At 53.5% G+C, this 17,537-nt stretch carries 16 protein-coding genes; 2 read left to right on the top strand and 14 right to left on the bottom strand.

All coding sequences use genetic code 11. The features are described from left to right. Positions 1-42 precede the first annotated feature (42 nt). A complete protein-coding gene (locus ABID13_RS28635; protein WP_416387852.1) occupies positions 43-135 on the top strand; it encodes a DUF6783 domain-containing protein in 93 nt (30 codons plus the stop codon). A gap of 110 nt (positions 136-245) precedes the next feature. Here the strand turns inward: ABID13_RS28635 and grdA are convergent, their stop codons facing one another. The 9 genes from grdA to ABID13_RS04870 all read right to left on the bottom strand — a co-directional run bounded on the left by grdA (position 246) and on the right by ABID13_RS04870 (position 8,461). After that, positions 246-716 carry a glycine/sarcosine/betaine reductase complex selenoprotein A gene (grdA, locus tag ABID13_RS04910; RefSeq protein ID WP_082173904.1) on the bottom strand — a complete coding sequence of 157 codons (471 nt, stop codon included), beginning with the start codon at positions 714-716 and terminating at the stop codon, positions 246-248. A gap of 47 nt (positions 717-763) precedes the next feature. Next, positions 764-1,081, bottom strand: coding sequence for a thioredoxin TrxA (gene trxA, locus ABID13_RS04905; protein WP_007858851.1), 318 nt, complete (start codon positions 1,079-1,081; stop codon positions 764-766). 170 nt (positions 1,082-1,251) lie between these two features. Beyond that, complete coding sequence (trxB, locus tag ABID13_RS04900; RefSeq protein ID WP_048930186.1) at positions 1,252-2,202, bottom strand: thioredoxin-disulfide reductase; 951 nt, start codon at positions 2,200-2,202, stop codon at positions 1,252-1,254. A 113-nt stretch (positions 2,203-2,315) separates the two neighbouring features. Further along, the gene (locus ABID13_RS04895; RefSeq protein ID WP_048930187.1) at positions 2,316-3,182 is read right to left on the bottom strand and encodes a DNA-binding domain-containing protein; all 867 of its coding nucleotides are present in this window, start codon (positions 3,180-3,182) and stop codon (positions 2,316-2,318) included. Beyond that, positions 3,179-4,315, bottom strand: coding sequence for a YkvI family membrane protein (locus ABID13_RS04890; RefSeq protein ID WP_048930188.1), 1,137 nt, complete (start codon positions 4,313-4,315; stop codon positions 3,179-3,181). Before ABID13_RS04890 ends, ABID13_RS04895 begins: the two co-directional genes overlap by 4 nt. 129 nt (positions 4,316-4,444) lie before the next feature. Continuing rightward, on the bottom strand, positions 4,445-5,755 hold the full coding sequence (gene grdF / locus ABID13_RS04885) for a sarcosine reductase complex component B subunit beta (protein WP_082173905.1): 1,311 nt from the start codon (positions 5,753-5,755) through the stop codon (positions 4,445-4,447). Between the two features lie 22 nt (positions 5,756-5,777). Then, the gene (grdG, locus tag ABID13_RS04880) at positions 5,778-7,067 is read right to left on the bottom strand and encodes a sarcosine reductase complex component B subunit alpha (RefSeq protein ID WP_007858867.1); all 1,290 of its coding nucleotides are present in this window, start codon (positions 7,065-7,067) and stop codon (positions 5,778-5,780) included. A gap of 282 nt (positions 7,068-7,349) precedes the next feature. Then, on the bottom strand, positions 7,350-8,030 hold the full coding sequence (locus tag ABID13_RS04875; RefSeq protein WP_045091288.1) for a TetR/AcrR family transcriptional regulator: 681 nt from the start codon (positions 8,028-8,030) through the stop codon (positions 7,350-7,352). Positions 8,031-8,074: 44 nt separating this feature from the next. Further along, entirely contained in the window at positions 8,075-8,461 is a 387-nt protein-coding gene (locus ABID13_RS04870) for a GrdX family protein (protein WP_007858872.1), read from the bottom strand. Positions 8,462-8,679: 218 nt separating this feature from the next. On the opposite strand from ABID13_RS04870, the gene ABID13_RS04865 reads away from it, so the two are divergent. Further along, positions 8,680-9,300 (top strand): hypothetical protein, encoded by a 621-nt coding sequence (locus tag ABID13_RS04865; RefSeq protein ID WP_007858875.1) that lies wholly within the window; start codon positions 8,680-8,682, stop codon positions 9,298-9,300. Between the two features lies 1 nt (position 9,301). Here the strand turns inward: ABID13_RS04865 and ABID13_RS04860 are convergent, their stop codons facing one another. The 5 genes from ABID13_RS04860 to ABID13_RS04840 all read right to left on the bottom strand — a co-directional run bounded on the left by ABID13_RS04860 (position 9,302) and on the right by ABID13_RS04840 (position 17,535). Then, on the bottom strand, positions 9,302-10,480 hold the full coding sequence (locus ABID13_RS04860; protein ID WP_048930190.1) for a VWA domain-containing protein: 1,179 nt from the start codon (positions 10,478-10,480) through the stop codon (positions 9,302-9,304). Between the two features lie 63 nt (positions 10,481-10,543). Beyond that, the gene (locus tag ABID13_RS04855) at positions 10,544-12,898 is read right to left on the bottom strand and encodes a DUF5682 family protein (RefSeq protein WP_048930191.1); all 2,355 of its coding nucleotides are present in this window, start codon (positions 12,896-12,898) and stop codon (positions 10,544-10,546) included. After that, positions 12,899-13,990, bottom strand: coding sequence for an AAA family ATPase (locus tag ABID13_RS04850; RefSeq protein ID WP_048930192.1), 1,092 nt, complete (start codon positions 13,988-13,990; stop codon positions 12,899-12,901). Between the two features lie 59 nt (positions 13,991-14,049). Then, entirely contained in the window at positions 14,050-15,957 is a 1,908-nt protein-coding gene (locus tag ABID13_RS04845; RefSeq protein WP_048930193.1) for a HEAT repeat domain-containing protein, read from the bottom strand. 24 nt (positions 15,958-15,981) lie between these two features. Next, positions 15,982-17,535, bottom strand: a complete 1,554-nt coding sequence (locus ABID13_RS04840; RefSeq protein ID WP_048930194.1) for an SWIM zinc finger family protein — start codon at positions 17,533-17,535, stop codon at positions 15,982-15,984. Positions 17,536-17,537 lie beyond the last annotated feature (2 nt).

Here is a 17,537-nt window from a genome sequence, read left to right as displayed (position 1 = left end):
CGCCCCAGCCTGTTTGGATCCTCACCCGGACCATGCTCTAGAGTGTGTTTGAAAATTGCTTTCTGGCAGCTGTACGTTACACTTTGTGGGAGATTTGGCCCCGATGAAGGAGGCGTAGTGGGCTACGCTGACTGAATTGGGGCCAAATATGCCGCGAAGTGGGGCGTGCTTTGTCCTAAGGGGTACCGGGCAGAGCCTGGGGGATTCCTTAGGGCAGATGGCGGGAATGAATTTTCAAACATGCTCTAATACTTGCCGTAGTCCTTGCGGATCTTCTCCACTTCCTCATGGATGGCCGGAACATCCATGACCATCTCCATCATTCCCACCTGTTCATCATAAACAGAAGGGTCTGCCTCTGCCTTTACTTCATCTTCGCAAATGTGATATACATTTAGTCCCAACTGGACTCCTGCTAAAGGACCTGCGTAAGTAGGATCCCCTGCTGTCACGGTTTCTGCGGCCAGGCCGGCGGCTTCCGCTTCAGCAGCTCCCAGAAGAACAACGATGTTCTCCGGTCCGTACTCCTCACTTAACTTTAAAACCCTTTTCTGGTTTTCCAGATCCATAGCACCCGCGGACGTTCAGACAAAGCATTCCGTTGAGGAGTAAGCTATCTTTGCGCCGGCTGTCTTTGCGCACTCTTCTATGGCCGGTCCCGGTACGCCGTCACGGTCACCGATAATGATCGCATACTTGTCTTTTAAAACTGCCATATCATTTCCTCCTATTTCATTTTATTTATGCGTAAGCGCTTATGGCTTTAAGCATACGTTTTGATCATTTCCTCACATGCGTCAGGTGTGGCGTCCTCTTTCACCCTGGAATCGATCATTAAACCGTCTTTGTAAACGGCAATGACCGGAAGCCCCAGAACCTTCTGGGAAATGGCAAGCCTTCTTGCCTTTGTGGTGTTTAAGGAGCAGAACTTCATTGTCTTTCCATACACCTCTTCAAAACCATGGATATGGGGCGTAAGGGCTGCGCAGGGCACACATCCGTCACCGTAAAAATCCACCAGGATATATCCCTGGGCCTTCAGCACTTCTTCCTCAAAGTTTTCCTTTGTCAAATCGATCACTTTTATGTCCTCCTGTCTCACATAACATATTTATAAATAAAACCAACCTCTGTTTCCCGTAATGTAATCGCGATAACTTTTGTCTATATTATACATGGTAATCCCGATTTAATCAAGCGCTATTTTATAATATTTACCAATTTCCTGACGGTACACCGACATTTTTTTAATCACTGCAGATCAGCCACATAATGCTCGGCCTGGCACGCGGCAATGGCTCCGTCAGCAGCAGCCGTCACCACCTGGCGCAGGGATTTGACCCTGACATCACCGGCCGCATACACGCCTGATAGATTGGTGCGCATGTCTTCATCTGTCCTTATGTACCCGCCCTCCATGGCAAGGCCGGTGCCCTCAAGCAGGCCGGTATTAGGCAGGTATCCGATAAACCCAAAGAGTCCGAACATGCCGTCATCCGGGTCAGCGTTCACCTGGGTCAGTTCCCCTGTCTTAACATTTCTCACAACCATGGCGTCCAGTATTCCGTCACCCCTTACCTCATCCACCACGCTGTCCCACATAAAATGCAGTTTTTCATTTCTGAACGCCTTTTCCTGGATGGACTGAGCCGCCCTTAACTGGTCCCTTCTGTGGATCACCGTTACCTTTCTGGCAAATTTGGTGAGATAAATGGCTTCCTCTATGGCGGAGTCCCCGCCTCCCACCACATAGACCTCCATGTCCTCATAGAAATTGGCGTCACAGGTGGCGCAAAAGGAAATGCCCCTGCCCAGAAACTCCTTTTCATTTTTACATCCAATGGGTCTTGGATGGGCGCCCGTGGCTATGATCACGGTCTTTCCCTCATAAACATTGCCCTTTGTGTCCGTAAGCCGTTTCACCGGGCCTTCCAGCTCCACCTTTTCAATGGAGGCACTTACCCGGTGTACGCCGAACTTATCCACCTGCTTTGTCATGCGGGCAATGAGGGTGGCGCCGGATTCCTCCGCCTCCACCATCTGGCCCGGATAATTCTCAATATCCGAGGTGATGGCGATCTGCCCGCCATCCTGTCCTCTCTCGACCAAAAGGGTGTTTAAACGGTACCTGCCTCCGTAAAGTCCTGCTGCAAGCCCTGCCGGTCCCGCCCCCAGAATGATCAGATCATATATGGTTTCCATTTTCTCCGCCTCCTGAAACTTAATGTAATCTCCGCACAAGTATCCTTGATCAACTGCGGAATTAAATATGATAAAAATAGAATCTGCCAATTTTTTACAATGCCAATGCCGCCCTACACTTCCCGGCAGCAGTCCAGCAGGCCTCCAAGGAAATTCTTGATCCTCACATTTCCGTGCTTCTCACTTCTGCCCCGTATAAAGTTCATTTCCTTTTTCATCTGTTCAAAGCTGTAAAGCCTGCCCCCATATTCGTTAAACACAGGATCCGCATAGTCATCCAGGCCTCTGGCAGCCAGATGATACATGCCGTCCGAGGCCGCCCTCCGGATACGCTGCTCCACACTCTTGGGATTTTGTTTCATCCTCCTGCACAGTTCCCGCACCGTAATGTCGCTCAGATCCAGCTCCTGTTCAATGAGATAACTGATGATCCGGATAATATCCTTGCTTCCGGCCTCATTGATGATCCCGATCTCCTGCAGGATCCCCTTAAGGTGCCTGATGGACAGGCTGAGGCTTACGCTGTTATCCATCTCCTCGTCCCGGTTTTGGCTTACTTCCCGGTCCGGTGTACCCATGGTCCCGCTCCTGGCCTGTTTCAGGATCCACTGCATGTTTTGAACCATTTCCATGCTGCGCAGGACGTTCCTGATCTCCGTCATGTTCACAGGCTTGTGAAGGAGCAGCTGTGCTCCCCCCTCATACGCCCTCTGTACCGTTTCCGTATCGTGGGCCGGGGACAGCATGATGATGGATGACTCCGGCAGCTTCTCCTTGATCCTGCGTATGCAGGTGATGACCTTGAGCTCCGGAAGGGGCAGGTCCGCCAGGATCACATCCGGGCGTATGCCGGGAATCCGCCTGCAGGCATCGTCCCATCCGGCCGACACCCCGGATACCTCACCCAGTTCCTCTGCTTCGATCATGCCAGTCAGTTCTGTGCGTGAGATACTGTCACAATCTATGAGATAGATTTTCATTTTTTATGTATAAACGTATCCTTTATATTCTTCCACAACATAAATAAGATCAATACGGCTCCCACATATCCGTTGAGCACATAGATCACATTGACCAGGACCCTGAAGGGAAGGAATAGTCCCACCAAAAGCCCCGCAATGCCTAAAATAACGGTTAAGATCTTAAACCGGGGGGTTCCCTCTTTGGCAAACCTGGCACAGGGATTGTACAAAAGAGGCACTGCCGTTGTGTAGATGCCTGCAAATACCACCACCGCAAATATAGATGCAAATGGTTTCCATATACGCTCTGCCAGGATCAGGTTGGGTATATCTGCATTCCACACAAAGATCCCGTTGTTGCTGACACCGGCCGTATTGATATTGGCGATCTGGGCAAGCATGATTAATATTATGGCCACGCACACAGCCACTGTTCCCAGATAAACTCCATATTCCACGTCTTTTTTCCGATTATTAGCTCCCAATGCTGCTGTAAAGCTGGCAAACCACAGCAGCACGAATCCCGCATAGGACAAACTGGAGATCACCCAGTTGGGTCCTGCATTTTTTATGGTCTCACTGCCTGCCTGTGCAAATGCGCCGCTGTGTATGATCTCCAGCCCCGCGCCGATCTGTCCGCCGTCCCTTGCCAGGGTCACCGCACCGATTCCAATGCACAGTATTACAATGGCAGGCCCTACCAGACCGATCTTATCTACCAGTGAATTCAGCCCGCCTACCACGGTCAGGATGGCAAGGGCTGCCAGGATCACGCCTCCCACCACAAAGGGAAGGCCGTACTGCTGGTTTAAGGTGGATGCTGCTCCCCCTACCATGACAAAGAATGACATATAGCAGAACACGGTTGAATAATAGTCCATAAATGTTCCGATATAGGTTCCGCAGTAGAACTTGTAAACGTCATTCCCCTTTTCAAAATGTTCCTCTGCGCCTGCTTTGGCAAAATTGTAATTGTAGTAGATAAAGCAGACCGCAAACAGTAATATTGTCAGGATCCCCTGCACGCCATATGCAGTAAAATATTGAATGATTTCCTGTCCTGTGGCAAATCCTGAGCCGATGGTAAATGCTATCACCGCCCCCGCAAGTATCAGCACCCGGCTCCAGTTAACTTTCTGATCATTTTCCATATGTCTTCTCCTCTTAGCAGACCTGGCTGCCGCAGGGGCACAGCAGCGTCCGGGAAGCAGCTCTTTTAAACCGCGTCCCGGAGCGTGTCTGAAAATTGCTTTCTGCCACGCCGCAGCAGCCTTCAGCAATTATTTTTCAAACACTGTCTGTCCTTCCACCGGTGTTTCCAGGGCTTTAAGCGCCCTTCTCACCATGGATAAGCGGAGTTTGTAGCTGTCAGTCTCACCCTGCGGCGGGTCGCCCAGTGGGTAGGGGATACCTATGCCGGGGATGATACGATTGGCACCGATCGTCAGGGAGATAGGAACAACGGTTGCCATATGAACTACAGGAAGACCATACTTCTCAATACCTTTCACCATCGTTGCACCGCAACGAGTACAGGTCCCTCAGGTGGAGACGAGGATGACCCCGTCCACATGTTCATCAACAAACATTTTTCCAATCTCGGTCCCGAACCTGGCCGCTGACGCGGTGGCTGTTCCGGTACCGGTAGTAGCACAGAAATAGTTGACAAGTTCTCCGAACTCACCTTCTCTTTCCAGCTCTCTGAGCGCATCTAAGGGGACCACCACATTGGGGTCCGCGATGGCAAACTGGCGGTCATATCCGCCATGGATGGATGTGAAATCATCCGGTGACAGCCGGTCCATTCCGGTCATGTCATATTTGCCCCACTTGGTGGCATTGGATGACTCGATGTGGTCCGGGTTCCCTGTGGGCACGATCCCTCCGGAGGTGACAACCGCGATCCTGGCTTTCTTTATATCCTTAATAGGAGCGGCAGGCTCAACCCGGTCAAACTTGGGCATGGGCAGGTCTGTCTCAAAGGCCTCGCCCTTTAACTTCTTCACCAGCATCTCAACCGCCCGCTCAGAACCTCTCTTTTCCGCAAAATAGTTCACCCGGATCCCTCTTTCAAGATATCCTTCCTCTGAGGGTCCCAGGATCTCCTGCCCCTGGGCCAGCTTCTTGACCAGGGCTGATATAACGGGAAGCACCTTGGGCATACCGGCCGCGGAATTTGGAGTGCTCACGATCAAAAGATCCTTGCGGAACATATCCACACCGGGATTCTCCTCGTACATTCCGGTGATGACCGGTATCATAAGGCGTTCTTCCACCGCTTTGCAGATCGTGCCGCAGGCCACGCCGTAACGTCCGGCGTTAAATGCAGGCCCTGCCACGAACACATCCGGTCCGTATTCCTTTACCATCTCAATAACGGTATCCGTAGCTGCATCCAGGTTTTCCCCAAAATAGTTATCGCCGCAGATAACAGTAGCCGCGATCTCATAGTCACTTCCCAGCGCGGTCTGAAGCCCTCTGCCCGGTCCTACAGCGCCCTGGCGGACTTCAGGCATATGGTCGGCCTTTTCTTCCCCGCCGATACCGGCAAAGAACTGGTTAATATAATGTACTACTTTATATTTAGCCATGTTTCCATCTCCTTTGATTGATTTAATATCCTCTTGCTGCCAGCTTGTTAAAACCATTGGCAATGGTGGAGGCGATGATGATCTGAAGCTCCGCCTCAAAGCTGCCGTCAGGGTTCTTGCACCCGTCCCAGCCCCCGATCTGCATCTCGATAAATTCCTGGGTGCCGATGACCTTATCCATGGCAGGGAATATAAGTGTGGCATTGCCCTGACCGCAGGATGCCAGCGCATCCGCTTCCCGGCACACATCCGCCAGTGACTGGGACTTGCCGTCCTTGCCCGGGAACTCATCTGTGATCAGAACCACCTTGGTCCCCGCATTCTCCACCTTGCGGCAGTTCATCATCAGGTCCGTATCCGGATTTCCATATCCCTCCTCGGTGATCAGGACACCGTCCAGGCCCATCCAACTGCACAGCTTTGCAACCATGTCGGAATGGCGCTCCTTATCTGCCAGGAATACATTCTCATTGGTGAGGATCACTCCCATGAAGTTGATGTCTTTGCCGTGATGTTTGAAGCAGTCCTCGATCACCGGATTGTGGAAATGATGGTATGTGGTAACCTTGTCACAGGGAGCCACACAGTTGCCTGAGACAATGGCTCCGTCCATGATCTCCGTGGGATACATAAAGGTGGGAACAAACTGCTTGGCATCCACTCCGTAATAATATGTATCATGGAGAAGTCCCTGGGACTGCAGCATGTGGATGTAACCTACCTTTGGAAGGTCCGGATACATGGCCGCCTGCTCAAAGATCGGTTTTGTCTCATAGGTGACGATCTCATCCGGCTCCAGGTCCCTTGCTGCCTCGCCAAGGTAGGCGGCTACCTTTAATCCTGCCATGCGTGCCGCCTTCTCGTACACATGGGTCTCCAGGCCATCGGCCGGTTCCACCACCAGGCAGAGATTATTGGTCTTGGAGAAGGGGCAGTAATCCGCGGCAGGGCCGCTCATATCAATCACGCCTTCCTGGAATCCCACGATCCTGCCTGCTGTTATGACGCAGCATCCTTCCAGGGCATGGGTCCTTCCGGCGCCCACCTGAGGGCTTACCTTGCCCACCACACCCGGGAAAATCTCTCCGCCTCCGCTGACCTTGACCCTTGGTTCGATCACATCCTTTACAGGGGTGATCCTTACCGACTCACCCGGCCTCGCAATGTCAACATGGCAGCCTGCCAGCTTGTCGTCTTCCAGGACAAGGGTTTCAACTTCCTTTTTGCTGACATGGAGGACGCCGTCCTTCACGTGAGTCTTGTCATCGAATCGGATATCTTTTATAAAGATTTTTCCCAATTCAAGCTTCATATAAAATACCTCCCACTTCTTTATGATTTACTGTCCTTTTCCCGGCATTCTTTCACCCACTCCGGCAAAATTACAGCATTTTTACAATTGACAAAATTTGTTATTGTGTAAAAATCATAGTTTTAAAATAGTAATCGCGATAACTTATGTATAGAATATAACATATGTTATCGCGATTATCAATGGATTTAATGAAGTCTTTTGTTACTTTTTGTAGGAAACCTGTTTTTCGTCATTTTGTTATATTTTTGACATTGTTTTTGTACATTTTTACCACTAAAACTATTGGGGAACAAAGTCACTGGCATAAAGCCTGGTGATCTCCTTGCTCTCTGAGATAAACCGTTCCACCAGTTCAGGTATCTCTTCCAGCTCCACGCCGTGTTCCTGGACAAACTTAAAATATCCCAGAAACAGTGTACAAAGGATGTGGTTCAGCTTTCCGGCGTTTTCCTCCGTGATCTTGCCTTCCGCCACAAGATGTTTGCAGATAAAATAATCCCGGTCATAATATCCGGGGATCTCCAGCATCTCCTTGACCAGAGGGCTGACCCGTATGATGGCATCCGGGAACATCTCATAATATTCCTTCAGCGCCTCCCCCAGGTCCCTGTTGATATTCTGATAGAACACGGACTCAAATGCCTCCGGATTGCGGAAGGCCTCCGTTGCGTAGGAACGCCATATGCCAAAATGCACATCCCACATATCCTTCCATTCCTTTTCCCGAATGGAAAGGTCCAGGATATATTCATTGAGGGCATCCAGCTGGGCATAGAACAAAAGCTCGTCCAGATTGTCAAAGTACCGGTACATGCTGGCAGAAGAGCATCCCAGTTCCGATGCCATGCGGCGTATGCTGACCGCCCCGACTCCCTCCTCCTTAATAATCCTGCTTGCCAATTCCACGTAATCTTTTCTGCTCAGATCCTTAAAATAGGACGTTCCTGATCGTTTCTTCATGGTTTCTCACACTCCGCTCCCCGTCAATCACTGCAGTCTGTCCCCTACAGCCTTGGAATCACATTTTCAATCATCGACAGATCAATGGTCTTGTAGTCATAAGCCGTCTTCTCATCATACTCCGGGATCTTTTTTATGGAATTCCATTTCTCATAAGTCTCCAGGGCATTTTCTATGAGGCACACATCCTCCGCCTCACCGCTTCCCTGTACGCCGTATAACAGTATGGTCCTGTAGGGCGTCTGATTGGGTTTTAAGCTGGATGCCTGAGGATGGGTCAGAAGCTTGTGCCCGGTATGGATCAGATCCCTGGCTTTTTTAAGCACCTCCTCGTAGGTATCCATCATAAATACATGGTTCACGCTGTCCCCCCACTTCCCGGCCGCCCGGTCATTGTTGGTGACCAGGATACACTTTCCCAGTTCAAACATTGAGTCCACCTCCTTTCATTTCTAAGATTTTAATGCTTTTATTATCTTACATCATATTTATTATTCAGTCAATTTGTGGTAGAGTTAATTCTAATAGTGTACGCTCGGAATCTCCCGGTACTCAGATCTGTGAGATGATTTTTAATCAGTTGTGCACCAATTTATGAGGCGTACACGGTGTGTACGTTGATTAAATAAGCAAAAGGAGTGTCTTAGGTATGTGGAGTTTATATTGGGTTATATTGATCGTCCTGGTGCTGTTCGCCCTGTATCAGATTGCGGTCTCAAGGGCCGTGCAGATGGCTGATGAAATGATCGGGGCGGCACCGGAAGATGAGATTCCAAAGCTGGTCCAGATACGGAACCTGAAGGAGGCCGGCATCACATTTCGCACCGAGGCCCTGGAACAGGAATTTATATTTGACCATTCAGGCAATGAGTACTATGCAGCCCATCCTTATTATGCACTGCTGACCGATGCCGGGGCCAGGGGGATCCTTGCCAATGTTTACGGCATCATCGACAGGGAATGTATCTATGACGATGAATACGGAAAGATCCTGAAAGGGCTGGCAGATATCTCCGGCCTGGATATCACCCATATCACCTGCCCTGGACGGCATACGGTTTCCTGGCAGCTGAAGGGAAGGACCTTTTACTGGAGAGGAAAAAAGCAGAGGGATTGGGCCGACCACCGGATCGGGACTGCCCTGAACCGCTTCTGCAAGGGGGAACAGCGCATTTTTACAGACAATTCCCACCTGGGGATCATTTTCTTTTATGGAACCGTGGCTCAGGCCGAAAACCTGAACCGGGAGTTCGGCCTCCGGTTCCGGTAAGTCATCCTTCCTTTTTCTCAAATTCCTTTTGAAACGCGGTCAGATCCTGCCCCTTTAAAGCGCGCTCCAGGAGATGGGGGATCTTCTGGGGATTGCATGCAAAACATGGGATTCCCATGGATGCGATCCGGCCCGCCACCTGGGCATCATAGTATGGCTTTCCCCTGTCCGCAATGGCCAAGAGGCAGATCACCGAAGCACCGCTGTCACGTATTTCCCCCAGACGCCTGATCAGTCCGGCCCGGTTTCCCCCTTCCATCAGATCGCTGATCAGGAAAAACAGGGTCTTTTTTGGGGTTTCCATCAGCTGCTGGCAGTAGGCCACGGACTTTTCAATATCCGTTCCTCCACCCAGCTGAAAGCCGAACAGCAGGTCCACGGGATCACTGCATTTTTCCGTCAGGTCCGCCACCTGGGTGTCAAATGCCACAATATGAGTTTTCACTGACGCCATGCTGGCCAGGATGCAGCTGATCACGGAGGAATAGATCACCGACTCCCCCATGGACCCGCTCTGGTCCACATCCAGGATCACCGTATAGCGGTTGGCCGCGCTGGCGGTACTTCTGTCAAAAAAGTAAAAATGCTCGGGCACCAGGCACTTTAATTGGGGATCGTAGTTTTTAAGGTTTCTCCGTATGGTTTCCTTATAATCCAGGGCCGCTGCCGAGGGTATGGGGGAATGCCGCCTTTTATTGATGGCAGCTGTCACGGACCTGCGTATATCCTCAGCCAGCAGCTTATTGATCTCCTCCACGATCCGCCGGATAAAGGAGCGCACCTGTTCCTTTGACCGGCCGGGTATCTGGTCCTTCAGGGTGAGGATCATGGATGCAAGGCTGATATCCGGCTCCAGCTGCTCCAGAAGCTCCGGCTCAAACATCAGCTGCTTTAAACCGCAGCGCTCCATGGCATCCCCCTGGATAACGGTCACCAGTTCTTTGTCAAACAGGCTTCTGATATCCCCCAGCCATTTGGAGATCACAGGCATGGAGGGCCCCTTTCCCGCTCCCGCCTGCCCGAAGTTCCCCTCCCGGGTATTGTCATAGATGGCTGCCAGAGCCTGATCCATCAGCGCTTCCTTCTGGTCCAGCTGCCCGCCCCCCATCTGCTGGAACCGGGCCTGGCTGTCATTTCCCAGTATCAGGCGCCAGCGCTTCATTCTCTCTTCCATTTCCATAAATCTATCCTTTCTGGCTGCCGCTGTCTGGCTGCATACCGGCTGCCGCTGTCCGGCGGCGGCTCAGATATCGTCAAAATCAAAATCCTCCAGGCCGTCCAAAAGTTCCTGCTCATCTTCCTTTACCGGCCTGTTAAGTATCTCTGCCGCCTGTTCCCTGCCCACCTGCCATATTTCACCCAGGTTTTCCGCTACATCAAATTTCTCCTTGGGGCTGAAGTCCGCAAAAGCACGCCTGAGAAACAGGAGGGCACGCTTAAACTCCTCATTATCCAGGGTGTCCAGATAATCACTCAGTTCCCTCCAGAGGCTGAGCCTGGCAATGAGGGCATACCGGTTTTTCCGTGACAGGCCCGCAAACCATCCGGCTCCCAGCTGGGCGGGGATCCCTTTGGAAAGCCGCCTGTGCACTTCCCTCCCCAGTTCCTCATCCTCCATCCGCCCACGCTCCAAAATGATGGCGGCCGAAAAGCCGGAAAGCCCTGTATTGATATCATCCCTTGATGCAAGCCGGGCCAGCAGGCTGATCCACCGCTCACTGTCCAGGAAATCATGGTGCAGGCACAGTGTATTCATCCGTTCCATGGCCTCCATCACCCGGCCCGCCGCCTGGTCATCACAGGCACAGGCAGAGCTTAACAACAGACAGAACCGCAGGAACAGCTGGCCGATCAGCGGTTTCAAGGGCTGGGTGTCCAGATGCCGGATGGTGCCGAACCGTATCACCAGGGACAGGCTTTCCCCTGCGGCAGCCAGTTCCTCCACGGCAGCGGAATCCACAGCCAGCTTTTGCAGGCCCGTTGTGGCATACTCCACGTCCTTTGGCATACCGCAGTAAAATGCCGCCCGGATCACCCCGGATGCCTCCCTAATCCCCGTGGCCGCCTGGGCCTGTTCCTTTAGCACAAGGGACGCTGCCTGGAGAACGGTATCTCCCTTCAGGGCCGCCTCCACCAGCTCAATTTCCACCTCCGGGCTCCAGCGGATGTTCCAGACTTCCGACCATGTGGCATTGTCCTGGGACGATTTTGCCGGACTTGCGAATTTAACCCCCAGTACCCGAAGTCGGTGCAGGAAAAAGGACCGGTTCAGATCTCTGAACGCTGCTTTTTCCGACTTCACGCTCAGCTTTTCCCGCAGATCCAGGTCCAGGGTGGAGGCGGTATCGGATTTAAACTTTTCCAGTTTCAGTTCCTGGAGATTCCGGTAAAAATCATCCTGCAGGCTGGTCCTGCTGACCCCTTGAGGAAGGGAACCCACCACGGAGCCGATCTCCGTGTCCGCTGCCGCCAGGGCAATCTCCGAAAAAGAACCGTGTCCCATGGATGTCACCGCCCCGTCCTGAAGATCCCTGAGGGAGGGCACCTGATAACCGTGAATGGCTGCCAGGGAACGGGCCAGATTTACGGCCTCGATCACCTCTGCGGTGGAAACCATAAAGCCGTGCGCCCGCTGAAAGCCGGAGATCCGGCTCAGGTAGCGAAGTGCCGCCATGTCCCGGTCCCCTTCGCAAAAAGCCTGCCACAGCATACCGTAATAGGAGGGAGCCCTGTTGCCCGCGCCGTATCCGGAGCGGGAGGACAGGCGGTAGTAGGAATAGGGCATCAGGGTAATGCTGCACTCCAGCTTTGGAAGGGATTCCAGGCTTGGCACGGACTTAAGTTCCGGCGCAGCCTCAGGCCTTGGTGCAGATTCCGCCTTGTCCCCCTCCCGTTCCCGGTCTGTCCCCTCCGTCCCTTCCTGTTCCCGGTCTGTCCCCTCCAGGCCTTCCACGTGGTAAGCGCCTGTGACCACCACAATATCCTGGGGCGCATACCCCTCTGCGACCGCCGCCGCGATGGTCCGGCGCATATATGCCTCCCGGACCAGGATCTCCGGCCAGTCCCTGTCTTTCCCCTGGGTCAGGCTTCTCAGCTGCGCCCCAAACATACGGGCGCCTGCAGCGTAGCTGCCCGGCTCAAAGGAATGCTCCATCACATGTTCCCAAAAGGTCTCATGGTCATCCTCGCCCGATACCTGGTCCAAAAGCCGGTAAACCCGCTCTGAGGCCGAACCGGAGGCATCCTCCTCCCTGCACAGGGGTTCCCCGCAGGCCTGCATTCCCAGAAATACCCCTGCAGGCAGGTCCATAAACCGGCAGTCCGCGCCGTTCTCCCTGGCCCACAACATAGCCTGGTATTTCGGCGAATACTCGGCAAAGGGATACAGGATGGTCCGCACCGGTGTCTCCCGGGTAAATGCCATCACCGCAATGGGCGGCTTTGTCCCGGGGCCTGCGATCTCATTCACCAGCCCGCTGAAATCCGAAGGTCCTTCCACCAGGACCAGCCTGGGCTTTCTCTCATCCAGCAGGCGGCGCAGATGCCAGGCGCCGGCCGGTGACAAATGCCGGATTCCAAAATAATATGGTTTTCCCATCTAACTGTTCAACTCCTTACACTCCCTGTAAAGCCCCAGCCATCTGCTTCCGCGTTTCATCATGATATTCTCCAGATATTCCTTCCACGCCAGGCCGTCCTTGTCCTCATCCTTTACCACTGCTCCCTGAAGGGCCGCCGCCAGATCGCAGTCTGTAATGTTCCCGTCCCCGAAGCTTCCCGCAAGGGCCATGCTGTTTGCCAGCAGGGATATGGCCTCCGCTGTGGAGAGCACGCCCGATGTGGATTTAAGCTTTTGTTTTCCGTCCAGGGTCATGCCGGCCCGCAGTTCCCGGAAGATGGTGCACACACGCTCGATCACATCCAGCTGGGGAACCCTGGCATGGAGTTCCAGATTTCCGGCCAGCTGCTCCACCCTGGTTTTTACGATCTCCATCTCGGAATTCAGATCCGCGGGAGGAGGAAGGATCACAATGTTAAAACGCCGCTTTAATGCCGCGGACATCTCATTCACGCCCTTATCCCTGGTATTGGCCGTGGCGATCACGGAAAATCCTTTCTGCGCCGGAAGCTCCAGCAAGAGTTCCGGCACGGCGATCCGCTTTTCGGACAGGATGGAGATCAGCGCATCCTGGACCTCGCTGGCACAGCGTGAGATCTCCTCCAGGCGTGCAATGGTCCCGGTCTCCATGGCCCGGTACACCGGACTTTTTATCATGGCTTCCCTGGACGGTCCCTGGGCAATGAGCATGGCATAATTCCAGGAGTAGCGGATCTGTTCCTCCGTGGTTCCGGCAGTCCCCTGCACCACCTTGGTGGAATCGCCGTTAATGGCAGCGGTCAGGTGCTCCGACAGCCAGGACTTGGCTGTTCCCGGTTCCCCGATGAGAAGAAGGGCTCGGTCCGTCACAAGGGTTGCAACGGCGATCTCCACCAGACGTCTGCTGCCTATGTACTTGGGAGTGATCTCCACCCCATCCGCTCTGCCCCCGGTTATGTAGGTGAGTACGGAGCGTGGGCTCATCTTCCATCCCGCAGGCACCCAGTCCTTCTCCGCCCGGATCAGGGCATCTATCTCCTCCCGGTACTGCTGCTCCGCGGGCAGTCTCTGTACATTTTGATTGTTTTCCATTATCTTCCTCCCTGATTACTTCTCTGATCTCTTCTCTGATTTCATCCCTGATTTCCTCTCTATTTACCGCCCGGCAGACCTGATGCTTCATTGATCATCCTCCGCTGCTGCTCATAGGCATCCCAGTTCTTGCGGGCCGGGCTGTGCTTGGGATAACCGCAGAGAATGCGGTCGATCTCCCGTATTTCCATCTGCCGTTCCTCCTCTGTGAGAGGAATGCCTGCCAGCATGCGGTTTATTTCCCATATGCTCAGTCCGGCTTCCGGGTTCTTCTTGACATAAAGGCTTACAAGTCCTCGATAGTCCTTCCAGCCGCACCGGATCAAAAGCCCGTACAGGGAGCGGTTATCCTTCATATCCAGGGCGCGCCTGTGAAAATAGTCTCCCATTGCCGGCCTGCGCTCCGGCGGCAAAAGCCGGTACAGGATCTGGTCATATGTCATCATATCCTGACGGCCGTTTTCGTCAATGGCGCTGACGGTTTCATCCCCGGGCATATCATCCATAAGAAGCTCATACCACCTGGGATCCAGAGGCTCCACAAGGGGCCTGCGGCTTCTGAAAGTCCTACCCTCCGCCCCATACTCCTCCATGCGCTGGGAGCATTCCTGGCGGCCGGTCTTATCATTGTAATGGATCCGGCCAAACACCCCCATCATGGCTTTGCGGATCCTCTGCTTTTCCTCCCGTCCCAGTCCCAAAAAGCCGTCTTTTGGAATGGCTATCCTGTACCGGTCATAGACTTCCTTGGCAGGAAGGATCAGAAGATCTGCGGCAAAGGCAGGGGCGTTCCACCATTTCCCCGCAGTTTTGGCCAGTTCCCCGGCCAAGTCCACAAGGCGTTCATCCCCGCTCTGCAGGATCGAGGTTATGAGCATGTCGGGGAACCTGAGATACTGCTGCCTGTCCGGGGAGCCGGATCTGGCTGCCCGGCGGTATACGTCCTGCATGGCGCAGGACCCCTTGCATGCCATGGATAAAAACAGCTGGTCGAACTGGTCGTTCCACTTTGCGGGCATCTCCCCCTGTGCCTTGTCATATTCATTTAAAAACACTTCTATCTCTCCGGCCAGCCGGTCGGAAATGGAGTCGTCCCGCAAAAGGCGGATATAACCTGCATTTCCCTGGGGATCCTTTGTGAACTGTTCCTCCAGATACTGCCTGGCCGGTTCTGTTCCCATGGCCGACAGGGACTGCTTTACAGCTTCCAGGCAGGCCCCTTTTTCCGTGTTGGCAAGATCCAGCAAACGCTCCGTATTGCCGGGGTCCATCCTCAGGGCCCGGATCGCCTCTTCCCTCAGTTCCTTTTTGGCATGGTCCAAAAGGCTGACATAGAAGTCGTTTTCATCCTTTCCCCCGATCCCTTCCATGGCCCTGAGCCGGCCGAGTTTTCCATATTCTGAAGCTTCTTCAAACCCTTCCTTGATCAGAGGCAAAAGCCCTTTATCCTGTTTGGCCAGATACCGTGCTGCGGTCACCGCAATATCCCTGTAGGAATCGGAAAGGGCTGTCACCATTGCCGCGGACAGGCGGTAATCCTTCAGGTCTTCAGGACGTTCATTTATGGCTTCCATGATCAGGGCATACCTGCCTCCCCCAGGGCAGGTGAGCGCCTCCTCCAAAGGCTTTACCCTGCTGTAGGGAAGACACGGGCAGTATTCCCTGTGAGCAGGTGCCAGGGCGGTAATCTCCTCCTCCCCGCCTGCTCCAAAGGATGCCTGGGTACATAAAAGCGCCTGGGACAGTGCCAGGACATCTAAGAGACTTCCCGCCCGGTCCTCACACTCCGGCGATATGACACCAAGAGCCATCCGGTACAGCTTTCCTATTACCGGTGAAGCCTGGGACAGGGGTTTTACCGCCTCTATGGCCCGTTTTAACCGAAAGTCTTCCTCCATTAGGTTTACGCCTGCAACCGCTGCGGCTTCCAGGCGGTCATGAAGTTCATATAATTCTCTGAGTTCCATCTTTTTCCCTCCTATGGCCCATATTTAATAAAGCAGACGCAGAATTTCCTTTTCCGTGATAATGGAATGGGGCTGCATACATATGTTCTGCCGTTTTCCATCGTACCAGAGCACCCCAAACATCACCTGGCCGGTGCAGAATTCCCTGTCCGGCAAAATGCCCGGCCTCCGGTCCAGGTGCCTGTTCCCGTCAGGGTTTAAAAGCTCTATGGTCTGCCCCTCCCGGTCCACAAGAATGTATCCCTCTCCCGCTCCTGCCTTGCTGCGCCCCAGATGATCAAACCAGATCAGGCAGCCGTACAGGCCGTCCGACATTGTATTTTTAAGCTCATTCTTGGCTGACTTTACAGCCGTCTTCAGGGAGGCTGCCCCATATTCACGGATCGTGCTCCTTATCTCATCCGTCACTGTCTCAAACTCCTGGCTCTCCCAGCGGATACGCCGGTTTCCAGTGCCCGGATAATAAGTGAGGACCGGTGTCTTTACCATCTGGAACGTGGTGTCCTCGGCTTTTACATATTTAAGCGCTTTTAAGGGACGGTAATTAAAGGTGACCGAGAGTTCCCCGCTGTCCACATCGATCCACCAGCCCTTGTCCACAATCTCCCTTCTCGACATATCAGCATATACGTCAAAAGAAAGCTGGACCAGACGGGCATCTTCTTTTTTCAGGCCCAGGCCATTGAGGCGGTTCAAGGTCCAGATCCCCCCCATCTCCTCATACAGGACGCTGTTGTCGTCTTCCAGCCGGTCCTCCTTCCGTTTTTCCTCCAGGTAATTCCTGGACTTTTTTATCAGGGCCCTGAGATAGACCAGGATGCGCACGGCTTCACGGTAATCCCCGGAACCGCCCGCCGCGGCCTGGGCGCCGTAACTGCCCCCCGTGGCGGAACCGCCCGCTGTAACGGGGCCGCTTGCCGCCCGGCCGCCTGTGCCTGTTCCTTCCAGCATCTGCACCTGCAGGGCCAGAGACTGGATCATACGCTGGGGACCTGGCAGGTAATGATCCCCCAGCTGCTTTGCCAGGTCCTGGTATACCTTCACCGATGTGCCTTTCAGGGTCCCAAGTCCTGCCTCCAGCAGTTCCTTTACCATCTGCTCCGCCAGATCCAGCCCTTCCAGCTGCTTATTCAGCTTTTTTATCCGGGCAGTCCTGTTGACCTTTTTTGTCTCCCTACCCCGGACGGCTCCATCCCCAAACGATTCTTCCCCATGTTCTTCCTTTTTGGCTTCCCTGGCTTCCTTCTTTGCCCGTTTGGACAGAATATCCTCAGGTATCTCACACAATTCCCACTGGCGGTCCTGGGTCATTTCCATAAGGAGCGCCAGCCCGTGCTTGCAGGGAAACTGGCGGCTGGGGCAGCTGCACCGGCACAGGGGTGCCGACCCATCTATAAAGTCCGCGGACACGGTGTACACTGAACTGCCGCTGCCCTTACACTGGCCCGCGTAATATGTATCATCCGCCGAACGTTCCCATTTGATAAATCCATTGCCCCGGGATATCTTCCTGGCATTATTCACCGCATTGGCATTGGGCGCCATGGCCGTGATCCGCTGTTCGTCTATTTGTCTCATGA

Source organism: Enterocloster citroniae (assembly GCF_040545455.1).
Taxonomy (GTDB): domain Bacteria; phylum Bacillota; class Clostridia; order Lachnospirales; family Lachnospiraceae; genus Enterocloster; species Enterocloster citroniae.
Note: the sequence above shows the minus strand (reverse complement) of the source record. Positions and strands in the feature narration are given on the sequence as shown.